General features: G+C 64.5%; 14 protein-coding genes. 5 read left to right on the top strand and 9 right to left on the bottom strand.

From position 1 onward, the window contains the following. Positions 1–79: 79 nt before the first annotated feature. Positions 80–1,285, bottom strand: a complete 1,206-nt coding sequence (locus AC07X4_RS04980; RefSeq protein WP_494739435.1) for an acetyl-CoA C-acetyltransferase — start codon at positions 1,283–1,285, stop codon at positions 80–82. A gap of 145 nt (positions 1,286–1,430) precedes the next feature. On the opposite strand from AC07X4_RS04980, the gene AC07X4_RS04985 reads away from it, so the two are divergent. Beyond that, the gene (locus tag AC07X4_RS04985) at positions 1,431–1,733 is read left to right on the top strand and encodes a hypothetical protein (protein WP_225581100.1); all 303 of its coding nucleotides are present in this window, start codon (positions 1,431–1,433) and stop codon (positions 1,731–1,733) included. A 72-nt stretch (positions 1,734–1,805) separates the two neighbouring features. On the opposite strand, the gene AC07X4_RS04990 is transcribed toward AC07X4_RS04985, so the two are convergent. The 7 genes from AC07X4_RS04990 to AC07X4_RS05020 all read right to left on the bottom strand — a co-directional run bounded on the left by AC07X4_RS04990 (position 1,806) and on the right by AC07X4_RS05020 (position 9,858). Beyond that, positions 1,806–2,969: an acyl-CoA dehydrogenase family protein gene (locus AC07X4_RS04990; protein ID WP_494739436.1), complete on the bottom strand. Its 1,164-nt coding sequence runs from the start codon at positions 2,967–2,969 to the stop codon at positions 1,806–1,808. Positions 2,970–3,096: 127 nt separating this feature from the next. After that, a complete protein-coding gene (locus AC07X4_RS04995; protein WP_057229165.1) occupies positions 3,097–4,263 on the bottom strand; it encodes an ABC transporter substrate-binding protein in 1,167 nt (388 codons plus the stop codon). Between the two features lie 119 nt (positions 4,264–4,382). Then, on the bottom strand, positions 4,383–6,239 hold the full coding sequence (locus AC07X4_RS05000) for an AMP-dependent synthetase/ligase (RefSeq protein ID WP_494739437.1): 1,857 nt from the start codon (positions 6,237–6,239) through the stop codon (positions 4,383–4,385). Positions 6,240–6,245: 6 nt separating this feature from the next. Then, positions 6,246–7,070: an ABC transporter ATP-binding protein gene (locus tag AC07X4_RS05005; protein WP_494739438.1), complete on the bottom strand. Its 825-nt coding sequence runs from the start codon at positions 7,068–7,070 to the stop codon at positions 6,246–6,248. Then, a complete protein-coding gene (locus AC07X4_RS05010) occupies positions 7,067–7,906 on the bottom strand; it encodes an ABC transporter ATP-binding protein (protein ID WP_494739439.1) in 840 nt (279 codons plus the stop codon). Before AC07X4_RS05010 ends, AC07X4_RS05005 begins: the two co-directional genes overlap by 4 nt. After that, a complete protein-coding gene (locus AC07X4_RS05015; RefSeq protein ID WP_057229158.1) occupies positions 7,903–8,979 on the bottom strand; it encodes a branched-chain amino acid ABC transporter permease in 1,077 nt (358 codons plus the stop codon). The genes AC07X4_RS05010 and AC07X4_RS05015 overlap by 4 nt, the downstream gene beginning before the upstream one ends. Positions 8,980–8,982: 3 nt before the next feature. Further along, positions 8,983–9,858, bottom strand: coding sequence for a branched-chain amino acid ABC transporter permease (locus AC07X4_RS05020; RefSeq protein ID WP_056059365.1), 876 nt, complete (start codon positions 9,856–9,858; stop codon positions 8,983–8,985). 291 nt (positions 9,859–10,149) lie between these two features. Between AC07X4_RS05020 and AC07X4_RS05025 the strand changes: the two genes are divergently transcribed. The 3 genes from AC07X4_RS05025 (at position 10,150) to AC07X4_RS05035 (ending at position 12,246) form a co-directional block, all read left to right on the top strand. Then, positions 10,150–10,947, top strand: a complete 798-nt coding sequence (locus AC07X4_RS05025; RefSeq protein WP_260666245.1) for a crotonase/enoyl-CoA hydratase family protein — start codon at positions 10,150–10,152, stop codon at positions 10,945–10,947. A gap of 105 nt (positions 10,948–11,052) precedes the next feature. Beyond that, on the top strand, positions 11,053–11,538 hold the full coding sequence (locus AC07X4_RS05030) for a thioesterase family protein (protein ID WP_056059361.1): 486 nt from the start codon (positions 11,053–11,055) through the stop codon (positions 11,536–11,538). 150 nt (positions 11,539–11,688) lie between these two features. Continuing rightward, positions 11,689–12,246 (top strand): bactofilin family protein, encoded by a 558-nt coding sequence (locus tag AC07X4_RS05035; protein WP_099731258.1) that lies wholly within the window; start codon positions 11,689–11,691, stop codon positions 12,244–12,246. Between the two features lie 60 nt (positions 12,247–12,306). Here AC07X4_RS05035 and AC07X4_RS05040 read toward each other — a convergent pair whose 3' ends face one another. Then, entirely contained in the window at positions 12,307–12,729 is a 423-nt protein-coding gene (locus AC07X4_RS05040) for an acyl-CoA thioesterase (protein WP_015012492.1), read from the bottom strand. Positions 12,730–12,856: 127 nt separating this feature from the next. Between AC07X4_RS05040 and AC07X4_RS05045 the strand changes: the two genes are divergently transcribed. Beyond that, positions 12,857–14,713: an ABCB family ABC transporter ATP-binding protein/permease gene (locus AC07X4_RS05045; RefSeq protein ID WP_494739440.1), complete on the top strand. Its 1,857-nt coding sequence runs from the start codon at positions 12,857–12,859 to the stop codon at positions 14,711–14,713. The last annotated feature ends 13 nt before the right edge of the window (positions 14,714–14,726 follow it).

Here is a 14,726-nt window from a genome sequence, read left to right on the forward strand (position 1 = left end):
GCCAGTGGCGTCGTCCCCCTTCCCATCGCGCAGCGATGAGAGAAGGGGGAAGCGGCGCAGCCGCTCAGGGGGTTGTTCCTCATACGCGCTCAACGATGGTGGCAATGCCCATGCCGCCGCCCACGCACAGCGTGGCCAGGCCATAGCGCTGGCCCCGGCGGTGCAGCTCGTCAATCAGGGTGCCGAGGATCATGGCGCCTGTGGCGCCCAGCGGGTGGCCCATGGCAATGGCCCCGCCGTTCACGTTGACCTTGTCGTGCGGTACGCCCAGCTCGCGCATGAAGCGCATGGGCACGGCGGCGAAGGCCTCGTTCACTTCGAACAGGTCGATCTGGTCGATGGTCATGCCCGCACGGGCCAGCGCCTTCTTGGCAGCAGGCACGGGTCCGGTGAGCATGATGGTGGGATCGGCGCCGCTGAGCGCCGTGGCCACGATGCGTGCGCGGGGCGTAAGGCCATGTGCCTTGGCGGCGGCCTGGTTGCCGATGAGCACGGCGGCGGCACCGTCCACGATGCCCGACGAGTTGCCCGCGTGGTGCACGTGGTGGATGCGCTCCACCTGCGGGTAGCGTTGCAGCGCCACGGCATCAAAGCCCATGCCGCCCAGTTGCTCGAACGAGGGCTTGAGGGCACCCAGACCCTCCAGCGTGGTCTTGGGTTTGATGAATTCGTCTTCCGCCAGGATGGTCTGGCCGATGAAGTCGCGCACGGGCACGACAGAGTTCTTGAAGTAGCCCGCTGCGCGCGCGGCGGTGGCGCGGCGCTGCGATTCGAGGGCGAAGGCGTCCACGTCGGCGCGGGTGTAGCCGTCCAGCGTGGCGATCAGGTCGGCGCCGATGCCCTGGGGCACGAACAGCGTGGCGGAGTTGGTGGCGGGGTCTTGCGCCCAGGCGCCGCCGTCGGAGCCGATGGGCACGCGGCTCATGCTCTCCACGCCACCGGCCACCACCAGGTCTTCCCAGCCGCTGCGCACCTTCTGCGCGGCCAGGTTCACGGCTTCCAGGCCCGAGGCGCAGAAGCGGTTGACCTGCACACCCGCACAGCGAAAGTCCCACCCGGCCTTGAGCGCCGCCACCTTCGGCAACACCGAGCCCTGTTCGCCCACGGGCGAGACGATGCCCATGACCACGTCGTCCACCGCTGCGGTGTCAAAGCGGTGGCGCGCTTGCAGCTCCGTCAGCAGGCCCACCAGCAGGTCGATGGGCTTGACCTCGTGCAGGGTGCCGTCCTTCTTGCCCTTGCCGCGCGGGGTGCGCAGCGCATCGAATACATAGGCTTCGGTCATGAATGGTCTCCGGTGGGTTCTCTAAACTTCAAGCAGTGCGGCGGTAAAGCCGCTGGGTTGGCTCACGCCACTACAAGGTGCTTTCTGACGCGGGTGCAGTGGTTTTTGCACTATCTTTCGGCGGTTGCTATCTACATTTCTGGCTATGGAACGAAATACATCCCCTGCATTGCAGCGCATCGCTCGCAGCGCCATCGAATACGACGACACGCGCGAAGGATTTGCGCTGGAGCACCATGTCGTGCTGGCTGCATCCAGTGCGCTGGCGGTGGCGGCCTTCATGGCGCCCAGCCGCAGCTCGGCGGCCATACGCGGCATTGGCGCAGGCTTGCTGCTGATGCGCGCGCTGAGCGGCAGCCAGGGTGTGCGCTCCTGGCTGAATGTCACCGACCGCCGCCCCGGTGCGCCGCTCAGCCCCGAAGAAGCCCGCGCCGCCTGGTACCTGTAGCGGCATTCGGCGTCCACTGCGGCGTGGTGCAGGGCGTCATGCACTGCGTTATTCACGGCGCGGTGCATTCCGTTACTTGCCCAGGCCCATGGCCCGCGCAATCACTTCTTTCATGATCTCGTTGGTGCCGCCATAAATGCGCTGCACGCGTGCGTCGGCATAGGCGCGGGTGATAGGGTATTCCCACATGTAGCCGTAGCCTCCAAACAGCTGCACGCATTCGTCCATCACCTTGCACTGCAGGTCGGTCGTCCAGTACTTGGCCATGCTGGCGGTTTCGGTGTCGAGCTGATCGCGCACGATCAGCTCACAGCACTTATCCACGAACACGCGGGCCACCTGCACCTGCGTTTGCAGCTCGGCCAGGGTGTGGCGGGTGTTCTGAAAGGACGCCACGCTCTGGCCAAAGACCTTGCGCTGCTTGACGTAGTCCAGCGTCCAGTCGATGGCGGCCTGGGCGGCGGCCACGGCGGTGATGGCGATCTGCAGGCGCTCCCAGGGCAGCTGCTCCATCAGGCAGATGAAGCCGCGCCCTTCCATGGCGGGGCCGCCCAGCAGGTTGTCCACCGGCACCTGCACGTCGTTGAAGAACAGCTCGGACGTGTCCTGCGCCTTCATGCCCATCTTCTTGAGGCGCTGGCCTTTTTCAAAACCGGGCATGCCGCGCTCCACCAGCAGCAGGCTGGTGCCCTTGGCCCCGGCCGCCGGGTCGGTCTTGGCGACCACGATCACCAGGTCGGCATGCCAGCCGTTGGTGATGAAGGTCTTGCTGCCGTTCAGCACATAGTGCGACCCGTCCGCACTTTTGATGGCGGTGGTCTTGATGCCTTGCAGGTCGCTGCCCGCAGCCGGCTCGCTCATGGCGATGGCGCCCACCACGGCGCCGCTGGCCATTTGCGGCAGGTACTTGCGCTTTTGTTCCTCGGTGCCGTAGTGCAGGATGTACGGCGCCACGATCTCGCTGTGCAGACCAAAGCCGATGCCGGTGGTGCCTGCACGCGCCAGCTCTTCCATCTGCGCCACCGAATACAGCTTGTCGGCCCCGGCGCCGCCGTACTCCTCGGGCAGGCTCATGCACAGAAAGCCGTTGGCGCCCGCCTGGCTCCACACCTCGCGCGCCACATAGCCCTGGTCTTCCCAGGCGGCGTGGTGGGGCGTCACTTCCTTGTCGATGAAGCGGCGGAAGCTGTCGGCAAAGGCCTTGTGGTCGGGCTGGAAGAGGGTGCGTTCGATCATGGTGGGGCAACCAGGTTATTTATGCAAAGTTACTGCTTGGTTAAATTCTGCCACCGACTGAGCCCGGATGCACCCCCTGAAACGCAAAAGCCGCCCGAAGGCGGCTTGAAGGAGGCGGGTCAGGCGCTCATGGCTTGACGTAGTCGGAGACTACCTTCCACTTGCCATCGGTGATCTGCGACAGGCGAGAAAGATCGCTGCCCAGGCGCTTTTGTGGGCCAAAGGTGCCCTCGGCGCTGCCGAACATGTCGGGCGGAATCACCATGGTGTCCATGGCCTTGATGAAGCTGTCGGTGCTCAGGTTGGGACCTGCCTTCTGGGCTGCCTTGATGAAGGCGTCGATGGCGTTGTAGCCGTAGACCGAGAACACGGTGGGGTCTTCGTTGAACTTGGTCTTGTACTTGTTGGCCCAGAAGCGGATGGGCTGGCTGGCTTCATCCAGGTAGGGGTGTTGCACCGTCATGGTAGCGTACAGCCCATCCATGGGCTTGCCGCCCAGCTTGTGGATGAGGTCGGTGTAGGCGGCGCTGGAGCCCAGGAAGGTGGGGTTGAAGCCCGTTTTGCGCGCCTCGCCGATCGTGCCGATGGTCTCGCGGATGATGGTGCCCAGGATCACGAAGTCGCATTCGGACGACTTCATCTTGGCGACCTGTGAAGAGAAGTCGGTGGCGCCGCGCTTGTACGAGGTCTTCTCGGTGAAGTCCATGCCCATGGACTTGAGTGCCGCTTCGCCCCCGCGCATCACCTCCAGGCCAAATTCATCGTCCTGGTAGATGGTGCAGATCTTCTTGGCGCCCTTTTCCTTGATGAGCTTGGGGGCTGCAAGGCGGATCTGGTCGTAGTAAGTGGCGGCAAACGAATACTTGAGCTTGTGGAAGGGCTCGTACATTTCCCGAGCGGCCGTCACCGGGAAGAAGTTGATCACGTTCTTGCTGAACTGCACGGGCATGGCGGCCAGGTTTTGCGCCGTGCCGATGTGCGCCACCATCATGAAGATCTTGTCCTGGTTCACGAGCTTTTGCGCGGCCAGCACGGCTTTCTTGGGGTCGTAGCCCGAGTCTTCCACCTTCAGGTCGAGCTTGCGGCCGTTCACGCCGCCTTGCTCGTTGGCCTCGTCCACGCGCAGCATCATGCCCAGCCGCACCTGCTTGCCAAAGCCCGCCAGCGGGCCGGACAGATCCTGGATGGAACCCAGCGTGATGGTGTCCTTGCTCACGCCCTGGCTGGGCTGCGCCTGTGCAGCACCTCCGGCCATGGCCACGATGGCCAGCGCGGCAATGTGATGAAGTTTCATGGCACGTCTCCTTTGGTTGGATCGAACTCGGTTGCTCGTTATAGAACGATGCCCGGGGTGGGGCACCAGCACTTTCCCTATCCTGATGGGCGTGGCCTGCGGTTGCGTGACGTGCGCACCTACCGGTACATCGCCTCAATCTGCGGTGCGTACTTCTGCTGCACCAGCTTGCGCTTGAGCTTCATGGTGGGTGTCAGCTCTTCGTCCTCGGCAGTGAGCTGTGTGTCGAGCAGGAAGAACTTCTTGATCTGCTCCACGCGGGCGAACTTGGCGTTCACGCGGTCGATTTCGCTCTGGATCAGCTCCTGCACCTCGCGCGTGCGGGTCAGGCTGGCGTAGTTGGAGAACGGAACGTCGTTGTCCTGTGCGTACTTCTCCACGTTCTCCTGGTCGATCATGATGATCACCGTGAGGTAGGGCAGCTTGTCGCCAATCACCACCGCATCGGTGATGTAGGGGCTGAACTTGAGTTCGTTCTCCAGCTCGCTCGGCGTGATGTTCTTGCCGCCCGCCGTGATGATGATGTCCTTCATGCGGTCGGTGATGCGAAGGTAGCCATCGGCGTCGATCAGACCCACATCGCCCGTATGCAGCCAGCCTTCGGGGTCGATGGTTTCGGCGGTTTTCTCGGGCTGGTTGAGGTAGCCCTTGAACACATTGGGGCCACGCACCAGGATCTCGCCCGTGGCGGGGTCGATGCGCACCTCGTTGTAGCTGGCCGCCGGGCCGATGGAGCCGGGTTTGATGCGGCTGGCGGGTACGCCAGTGGAGGCGCCGCAGGTCTCGGTCATGCCCCACACCTCCAGCATGGGCACGCCCAGCGCCAGGTACCACTTCACCAGATCGGGCGAAATGGGCGCTGCGCCTGTGACCAGAAAGCGCGCACGGTGGATGCCGATGAGCTTGCGCACATTGTTGAGCGCCAGAAAGCGCGCCAGCATGAACTGCGCCTTCAGCAAACCGCCCACCGGCTGTCCGGCCAGCACCCGATCTGCGATGCGGGTGCCCACGCCAATCGACCAGGCATAGGCTGCCTGCTGCATGCGTGTCGATTCCTTGAGTGCGATCATCACGCCCGAATAGAACTTCTCCCACACCCGGGGTACGGCGGTGAACACCGTGGGCGCGATCTCGCGCACGTTCTCGGGCACGGTGTCGGGGTTCTCCACAAAGTTCAGGCGCGCGCCGGTGTAGAGCGAGAAGTATTCGCCCCCCATGCGCTCGGCAATGTGGCACAGCGGCAGAAAACACATGGTCTCATCCGCCTCGCTGCGCGAGATCAGCGTGTTGTAGCCGCGCACGGTGTAGGTGAGCGCGGCGTGCGTGTGCATGGCGCCCTTGGGCTTGCCGGTGGTGCCCGAGGTGTACACCAGAATGGCCAGGTCTTCGGGTCGGCAGGCCTTGACGCGCTGCATCAGCGCGTTGGGGTGTTGCGTATTCCAGGCCCTGCCCAGCTCGCGCAGGCCCGCAAGGCTCAGCACATCGGGGTCGTTCAGGCTGCGCAGGCCTTCCATGTCGAACACCACCACCTTGCGCAGCAGGGGCAGGCTGCTGCGCACTTCCAGGGCCTTGTCGAGCTGTTCATCGTCTTCCACAAACAGCACGGTGGTGCGAGAGTCTTCGCTCAGGTAGTGCACCTGCGCGGCAGCATCAGTGGGGTAGATGCCGTTGGACACGCCGCCACAGCTCAGCACCGCCAGGTCGGCCAGCACCCATTCGATGTTGGTGTTGGACAGAATGGATGCACATTCGCCGGGCGCAAAACCCAGCGACATCAGGCCGCCCGCAATCTCCCGCACGGCTTCGGCCGTCTGGTCCCAGGTCCAGCTCTTCCAGATGCCCAGCTCCTTCTGGCGCATCCACACGCGCGGGCCGCGCTCGGCCACGGCGTTCCAGAACATGGCGGCGATGGTGTCGCCCGCGAGCACGTCGGTGCCTGCGGGCTGGATGTGATCGAGTTCCCAGAGGTTAGACATTTGCGCTTATCTCCAGGTCTTCTTTTTCTTCCAGCGCCGCTCTCCGCGCACGCCGACATCTTTCATCCCAAGGTAGAACTCCTTGATGTCGTCCTTCTCGCGCAGGCGCTCGCAGCTGTCTTCCATCACGATGCGGCCGTTCTCCAGCACATAGCCGTAGTCCGATGCGTTGAGCGCCATGTTGGCGTTTTGCTCCACCAGCAGGATGGTGGTGCCGCGCTCGCGGTTGATGCGCACCACGATTTCGAAGATCTCCTTGGTGAGCTTGGGGGACAGGCCCAGGCTGGGCTCGTCGAGCAGGATGAGCTCGGGGTTGGCCATGAGCGCACGCGAGATGGCCAGCATCTGCTGTTGCCCGCCTGACAGCAGGCCGGCGTCCTGCGCGGCGCGCTCCTTCAGGATGGGGAAGTAGCCATACACCGTTTCGATGTCGCGGGCCACGGCGTCCGCATCGCTGCGCGTGTAGGCGCCCATGAGCAGGTTGTCGCGCACCGAGAGCAGTGCAAACACCTCGCGCCCCTCGGGCACATGCATGAGGCCCCGGCGCACGATGGCTGCCGGGTCGTGGGCGGTGATGTCGGCGCCCTGGAATTCGATGGAGCCCTTGCGCGGGTCGATGATGCCGCTGATGGTCTTCAGGATGGTGGTCTTGCCGGCGCCGTTGCTGCCCAGCACGGCAGCGATCTCGCCGCGCCGCACCTGCAGGCTCACGCCCCGGATGGCCTTGATGGGGCCGTAGGCGCTCTCCACGTTCTGCAGGCGCAGCAGGGGCTGGTCAGCTGCAGCAACCGCTGCTGCAGATGTGTTGACGGCGGAAAGTACGGCGCTCATGCCCGAACCCCCATTTGTGAACCCGCCGGACGGCGCAGGTTGCTCACATCGTCGATGGTGCCCAGATACGCCTCGACCACGCCGGGGTGCGTCTGCACCTCGCGCGGAGTGCCCATCGCCACCACCTCGCCCTGGTTCATGGCCAGCACGCGGTCGGACACCTTGGAGACCAGCGACATGTCGTGCTCCACCATCAGCACGGTGATGCCCAGCTCGTGCTGGATGTCCTGGATCCAGAAGGCCATGTCGTCAGTCTCCTCCACGTTCAGGCCCGACGAGGGCTCGTCGAGCAGCAGCAACTGCGGCTCGGTGCACAGCGCACGGGCCAGCTCCACCACCTTGCGCACGCCGTAGGGCAGGCCGGCGACCATGGTGTCGCGGTAGTGCTGCAAGTCGAGAAAATCGATGACCTGCTCGGCCTTCTCCCGGGCCTGAATTTCCCCTTCGCGCACCTTGCGCGTGAAGAACATCTCGGCCCACAGGCTGCTGTGCTGTCGGGTGTGGCGGCCGATCAGTAGGTTGTGCAGCACACTCGCGTGCTCGAAGAGTTCGATGTTCTGGAAGGTGCGTGCAATGCCCAGGCCTGCCACCTTGTGCGGCGGCTGGTCGGTCAGTGGCAGCAGGGCCCCGCCCGGGCCCGCATAGGCGATGGTGCCGGTGGTGGGCGTATAGATGCGGCTGATCAGGTTGAACACCGTCGTCTTGCCCGCGCCGTTGGGGCCGATGAGGGTGAACACCTCTCCACGGCGCACGTCAAAGCTCACGTTGTTGACCGCGAGAACGCCGCCAAAGCGCACGCTGAGGTTCTGGGCGCTGAGCAGGATTTCGTTGTTCATTTCAGCCGATCTGATTTTTGAAACGATTTCTGCCGCTTGAACAGGCCCTTGCGGTAGAACGGGAACATCTGCAGCCAGGTGCGCACCTTGAGCCAGCGGCCATACAGCCCCATGGGCTCGAACAGCACAAACGCGATCAGCACGACGCCGTACACCACCGCCTGCAGGCCGGGTGACTGGCCGATGGAGTCCGGCAGCCAGTCCTTGCCCAGGGAGATGAGCTGTGGCATGGAGATCAGGAAGATCGCGCCCAGAAAGGCACCATGCACCGAGCCCAGCCCGCCGATCACGATCATCAGCAGCAGGTCGATGGACTGCAGGATGTTGAACTGGTCGGGCGAGATGAACTGCAGCTTGTGCGCGTACAACGCACCGCCGACGCCTGCCAGTGCGGCCGATATGGAGAACGACAGCGTCTTGTAGCGCGCGAGGTGGATGCCCATGCTCTGTGCGGAGATCTCTGAATCACGGATGGCGACAAACGCACGGCCCGTGGGCGAGCGCAGCAGGTTCAGGATGGCCAGCGTGCTGACCACCGCAATCACGAGGCACAAAAAGTAGAACGACTCCGTGGTCTCGAACGAGTAGCCCGCGATTTGTGGCGGTACCAGGTGCTTGCCGGAGTTGCCGCCGGTCACCGACTCCCAGCGCGCAAAAACTTCTTCCACAATGAACCCGAACGACAGCGTGGCCATGCCCAGGTAGATGCCCTTGACGCGCAATGCGGGCAGGCCCACCACCACGCCCACAGCGGCCGACAGCCCCGCCGCGCAGGCCAGCGACAGCGCAAACGGCCAGCCCATTCCCGTGAGCACTGCCTGCGTATACGCCCCCACGCCCAGAAACGCTGCGTGCCCCAGCGAGAACAAGCCGGTGAAGCCCGCCAGCAGCATCAGCCCCAGGCCCACGATGGCGTAGATGAGCACAAAGGTGAGCTGCGCCAGCCAGTACTCCGGCGCCACCCAGGGCGCGGCGACCAGCGCCAGGCACAGCAGGCTGTACCAGAACACATGCCCGCCATGCTTGGCGAGGCGAATGTCTTGCTCGTACGAGGTCTTGAAGAGAAAGCGCATGGGTCAGACTTTCTTTCTCAGCTTCTCGCCGAACAGTCCGTTGGGTTTGACCATCAGCATGATCAGCACCACGATGTACGCGGCCGTGTCCTTGAACCCATCGGGCAGATAGAAGCCAGAGAGCGATTCGACGATGCCGATCACCAGTCCGCCGACGATGGCGCCCGGCAGGCTACCGAACCCACCGACCACGGCGGCCGGGAAGGCCTTGAGGCCGATCAGTCCCATATTGGCGTGCACGAAGGTAATGGGCGCCAGCAGCAGGCCCGCCACCGCCGCCACAGCGGCGGCCAGGCCCCAGGCCAGGCCGTTGAGCCGCTGCACCGGAATGCCCATGTAGTAGGCGGCCAGCTGGTTCTGCGACGACGCCTGCATGGCGATGCCCAGCTTGCTGTAGCGGAACATGGCAAACAGCAGCACACACAACACGCCTGTGGCGCCGATCACCACCAGCTGCTCGGCGTTGAGCACCAGTGCACCGAGGCGAAACGACAGGTCCTTGTAGGGCACGGGCAGCGTGTGAGTTTCCGTGCCGATGTTGGGGATCATGGTCACCAGCCCACGCAGCACGTAGCCGATGCCGATGGTGAGCATGACGATGGAGAAGGCGGGCTGGCCCAGGATGGGACGGATCACGGCGCGCTCCAGCACCACGCCAAAGCAGCCCATGGCCAGGATGCTGGCGAGCACGGCCACCCAGAAGGGAAAGCCCAGCACCGTCATGAGTGCCAGCCCGCAGAAGGCGCCGAGCATCATGAGTTCGCCCTGGGCGAAGCTCACGGTCTCCGTGGCCTTGTAGATGAGCACGAAGCCCAGCGCGATCAGGCCGTAGATGCACCCCTGGGAGACACCGCTGATCAACAGTTGCACAAATTGCACACTGGCTCTCCAGAATAAGTGATACGCAAAGCGGGTAAGAGCGGGGCGTATGCCTTGTGGGCATGTGCCAGGTGCATCGTTGCTTGCGCAGGTCCTGCAGAATATTTTTACAAAGCGATTGCTTTGCATAAATAATGGTGCACGCGTGCTGTGCATACCGCACTCGGGGCTAACCCTGATGGGGTGGGCGAGCGGGTAGCGGCGGATATTGACGCAGCGCTGCACCCTGCGCAATAGGAGTAACGTCGGGTGGGTGAACAAGTTCTGAGCACCGGACCACAGGAGAGCCGCATGTCCGTAGAGGTTGAAACGCAAGGCGGTGTCACGCTGGTGACATTGCGCCGGCCTGATGTGCGCAACGCGGTGGATGCCGACACCGCCCGCGCACTGCATGCGGCCTTTCTGGCCTTTGAGCACGATGAAAGCGCCAATGTGGCGGTGTTCCAGGGCGCTGGCGGGCATTTTTGTGCGGGCTGGGATCTGCAGTCGGGCGCGCGTCTGCTGGCCGCCGGCGTCACGCCCGAGGCGCTCGCCGAGACGCTGGACTTCACGGCCGATGCGGTACACCCGCCTGGGCCCATGGGGCCGAGTCGCCTGCATCTGTCCAAGCCGGTGATCGCAGCGATCGAAGGCGCCGCTGTGGCCGGCGGTATGGAGCTGGCACTGTGGTGCGACCTGCGCGTGATGGCGGAGGACGCCTACATGGGCGTGTTCTGCCGCCGTTTTGGCGTGCCGCTGATCGATGGCGGCACCGTGCGCCTGCCGCGCCTTGTCGGGCTGTCACACGCGCTCGACCTGATCCTGACCGGGCGCAAGGTGGAATCTGCCGAAGCCCTGCGCATGGGGCTGTGCAACCGCGTGGTGCCTGCCGGGCAGGCGTTGGAGGCCGCCCTGGCGCTGGCACATCAGTTGGCCGCCTTCCCGCAGGCCACCCTGCGTGCAGACCGCGCCAGCGCGCTGGCCGCCGAGGGCTTGCCTTTGCAGCAGGCCTTGCTGCAGGAGTGGGCGGGTGGCCGCGAATGCCTGGCCGACGCGCTGCGTGGCGCCTCGCGGTTTGCGGCTGGGCAGGGACGCCACGGCCAGTTTTAAGTCAAAATGCCTCCAGGTGCTTGTGTATCAAGCGCCAGCAGCTATAAAAACAGGAGCCATCGGACCGATGGGCGCAGCGCGCTGCAGGTCCGCACACAGCACACCATGAGCAAAACCATTTCCCCCCAGCCACAGGCTTTTGAGCCCGAGTTCATCGCCGGGCTCAAGTCCATCTTTGAAGAAAAGATCGTGTTCAACCAGGTCCTGGGGCTCAAGGTCACCGCCCTGGCGCCTGACGGCGTGGTGGGACGCATCGACATGAAGCCCGACCTGGTGGGTCACTACGCCTACAACCGCATCCACGGTGGCGTGATCAGTGCGGGGCTCGACGCCATGGGCGGCCTGGCCGTGATGGCTGCGATTGGCGCCAAGCACCTGGACGAGCCGCCCGAGCAGCGCCTGCACCGCTTTGCCAAGCTGGGCACCATCGACCTGCGCATCGACTACCTGCGCCCGGGCATTGGCAGCCACTTTGAGCTGCGCGCGCAGGTGTTGCGGCTGGGATCGCGTGTCGCCACGACACGCATGGAGTTTCTGGGGCCGGATGGGCAGATCATGTCGGCGGGGGCTGCGGCTTACATCGTTTCTTGATCCGGGCGTGCTGCCGTGCGCGGGATGTGTGATCCCGCAAGCCTTGCAAGCGCATGCTACGAGAGAACCGTTTGGTTACCGTTCTTGCGTAACGAAGGCATCTTTCCAGGGGCACGAAACCTACGATGACTCTCTTTTCAAGGAGATCTGATGGCCGTGCAAAACCCTTTCTTTGGCAAGCGTGAACCCGAGTCGTTCCAACCCCGCAGCAGCACCACCTCAGGCTCCGTATTGGGCGGCACGGCGGCCAGCAGCGCCGCACCTGCGCAGCCGGTGCCTGCTCCGGCTGCCCCCAAGTCGGCCAGTGCCAGCGACAGCTCGGGCAGCAAGCTCACGGTGGGCCCGAACATCAAGCTCAAGGGCGTGGAGATCACCGACTGCGACACGCTCGTGGTCGAAGGCACGGTCGAGGCCACGATGGATTCGCGCGTGATCCAGATCTCGGAGCACGGCGCCTTCAAGGGCTCGGCTGAGATCGACATTGCCGAGATCCACGGCGAGTTCAACGGCACACTCACCGTGCGGCAAAAGCTGGTGATCTACAGCACCGGCAAGGTCAACGGCAAGATCCGCTACGGCAAACTGGTGGTGGAAGAGGGTGGACAGCTGGCGGGAGAGATCGAGGCCGGTTTTTCCGCATCGTCGTCCAGCAGCACACAGCGGGCAGCAGCCCCCTTGAGGGCTGAGCCAGCCGCGCTGGCAGCCTGATCTGCACTCACAGCCGCGCCCCGATAGGCGCGGGCAGTCTGTTCGATTCCGTTCGGTGGCTCACGCAGGCGCGTTGTGCTTGGGCACCGGGCGCGGCCTGCCCTGGTGGTCGATGGCCACATAGGTCAGGCGCGCCTCCGTCACTTTCACATACTGCCCCTGGGCAGAAAAACGCTCGGCATACACCTCCACCTCCACGGTGACCGAGGTGTTGCCCACGCGCGTGATGGCCGAGAAGAACGACAGGATATCGCCCACGCGCACGGGCTGCTTGAAGATGAATTCATTGACCGCCACCGTGGCCATGCGGCCCTGGATGTAGCGCGCGGGCAGCACGGAGCCCGCCAGGTCGACCTGCGCCATCACCCATCCGCCAAAGATGTCGCCATTGCCGTTGGTGTCGGCGGGCATGGGGATGACCTTGAGCACCAGCTCCTTGTCGGTGGGCAATGCGGCGGGTGGTGGGCTGAAAACGGCAGACATGGGCACAATCTCGGTTGGGGCTGAGCCAATCCTTGGGGAAACCGGTGGTTTCACAAGGCCTCGCGCCCTGAAAAAGCCACCTGGGCATCAGCCAGGTCGGTAAAAACAACAACCGGAATTGTCCCCCATGCGCCACCACGGCGAAACCTCCCCCCCTGCCGCCGCCAGCGCGCCCGGTGCCACCGCCAGTGGCACGGCCGCCAGTCCCGCACCGGTCCAGTCGGACTGGGTCACCCTGCACCGATTGCTGCCCTACCTGTGGCAATACAAATGGCGCGTGATAGCCGCCATCGTCTTCATGGTGGGCGCCAAGTTCGCCAACGTGGGCGTGCCCATCCTGCTCAAGACGCTGGTCGATGCCATGAGCCTGAAGCCGGGCGACCCCGCCGCGCTGCTGGTGGTGCCGGTGGGGCTGCTGGTGGCCTACGGCGCGCTGCGGCTGTCCACCTCGCTGTTCACCGAGCTGCGCGAGCTGGTGTTTGCCAAGGCCACGCAGGGCGCAGCGCGCTCGATTGCGCTGCAGACCTTTGAGCACCTGCACGCCCTGAGCCTGCGGTTTCACCTGGAGCGGCAGACGGGTGGCATGACGCGTGACATCGAGCGCGGTGTGCGCGGCATCGAGTCGCTGATCTCGTTCACGCTGTTCAACGTGGTCGCCACCCTGGTTGAGGTGGTGCTGGTGCTGTCGGTGCTGGCCATCAAGTTCGACGCCTGGTTTGCGTGGATCACGCTGGCGGCGCTGGCGCTGTACATCCTCTTCACGGTGCTGGTGACCGAGTGGCGCACCCAGTTCCGCCGCGAGGCCAACGAGTTCGACTCGGCCGCGCATTCCAAGGCCGTGGATTCGCTGCTCAACTACGAGACGGTGAAGTACTTCAACAACGAAGGCTTCGAGGCCCGCCGCTATGACGAAAGCCTGGAGCGTCTGCGCCGCGCGCGGCTGAAAAGCCAGACCACGCTGTCGCTGCTCAACACCGGCCAGCAGCTCATCATTGCCGTGGGCCTGGTGGCCATGCTCTGGCGCGCAACGCAGGGCGTGGTCGATGGCCGCATGACGCTGGGCGACCTGGTCATGGTCAATGCCTTCATGATCCAGCTGTACATCCCGCTCAACTTTCTGGGCGTGATCTACCGCGAAATCAAGCAGAGCCTGACCGACCTGGACAAGATGTTCACGCTGATGGACAAGGAGCGCGAGGTGGCTGACGCCCCGGGCGCCCATCCGCTGGCGGGGCTGGACCAGCCCACCGTGCGTTTCGAGGACGTGGTGTTTGCCTATGACGCCAAGGGCGGGCGCACCATCCTGCAAGGCATCAGCTTCGAGATCCCGGCGGGCAAGACGGTGGCGGTGGTGGGGCCCTCGGGCTCGGGCAAGAGCACGCTGGCGCGGCTGCTGTTCCGCTTCTACGATATCCAGCAGGGGCGCATCACCATTGCGGGGCAGGAGATCCGCAGCGTGACGCAGGGCAGCGTGCGCCAGGCGATTGGCATCGTGCCGCAGGACACGGTGCTGTTCAACGATACCGTGGCCTACAACATCGCCTATGGCCGCCCTGGCGCCAGCCAGGACGAGATCGAATCCGCCGCCCGCGCCGCGCGCATCCACGACTTCATCGCCAGCACACCCAAGGGCTACGCCACCATGGTCGGCGAGCGGGGGCTCAAGCTCTCGGGCGGTGAAAAGCAGCGCGTGGCGATTGCCCGCACCTTGCTCAAGAACCCGCCCATCCTGATCTTTGACGAGGCCACCAGCGCGCTGGACTCCGCCAACGAACGCGCCATCCAGGCCGAGCTGCAGGGCGTGGCGCAGAACAAGACCACGCTGGTGATTGCCCACCGCCTGTCCACGGTGGTGGACGCGCACGAGATCCTGGTCATGGACGCGGGCCGCATCATCGAGCGCGGCACGCACGCGCAGTTGCTGGCCCTCGGCGGCCGCTACGCCAGCATGTGGTCGCTCCAGCAAAGCGATGCTGCCGCGTGAGCGGCATCCCTCT

The sequence above is a fragment of the Acidovorax sp. GW460-11-11-14-LB4 genome, from assembly GCF_059423685.1.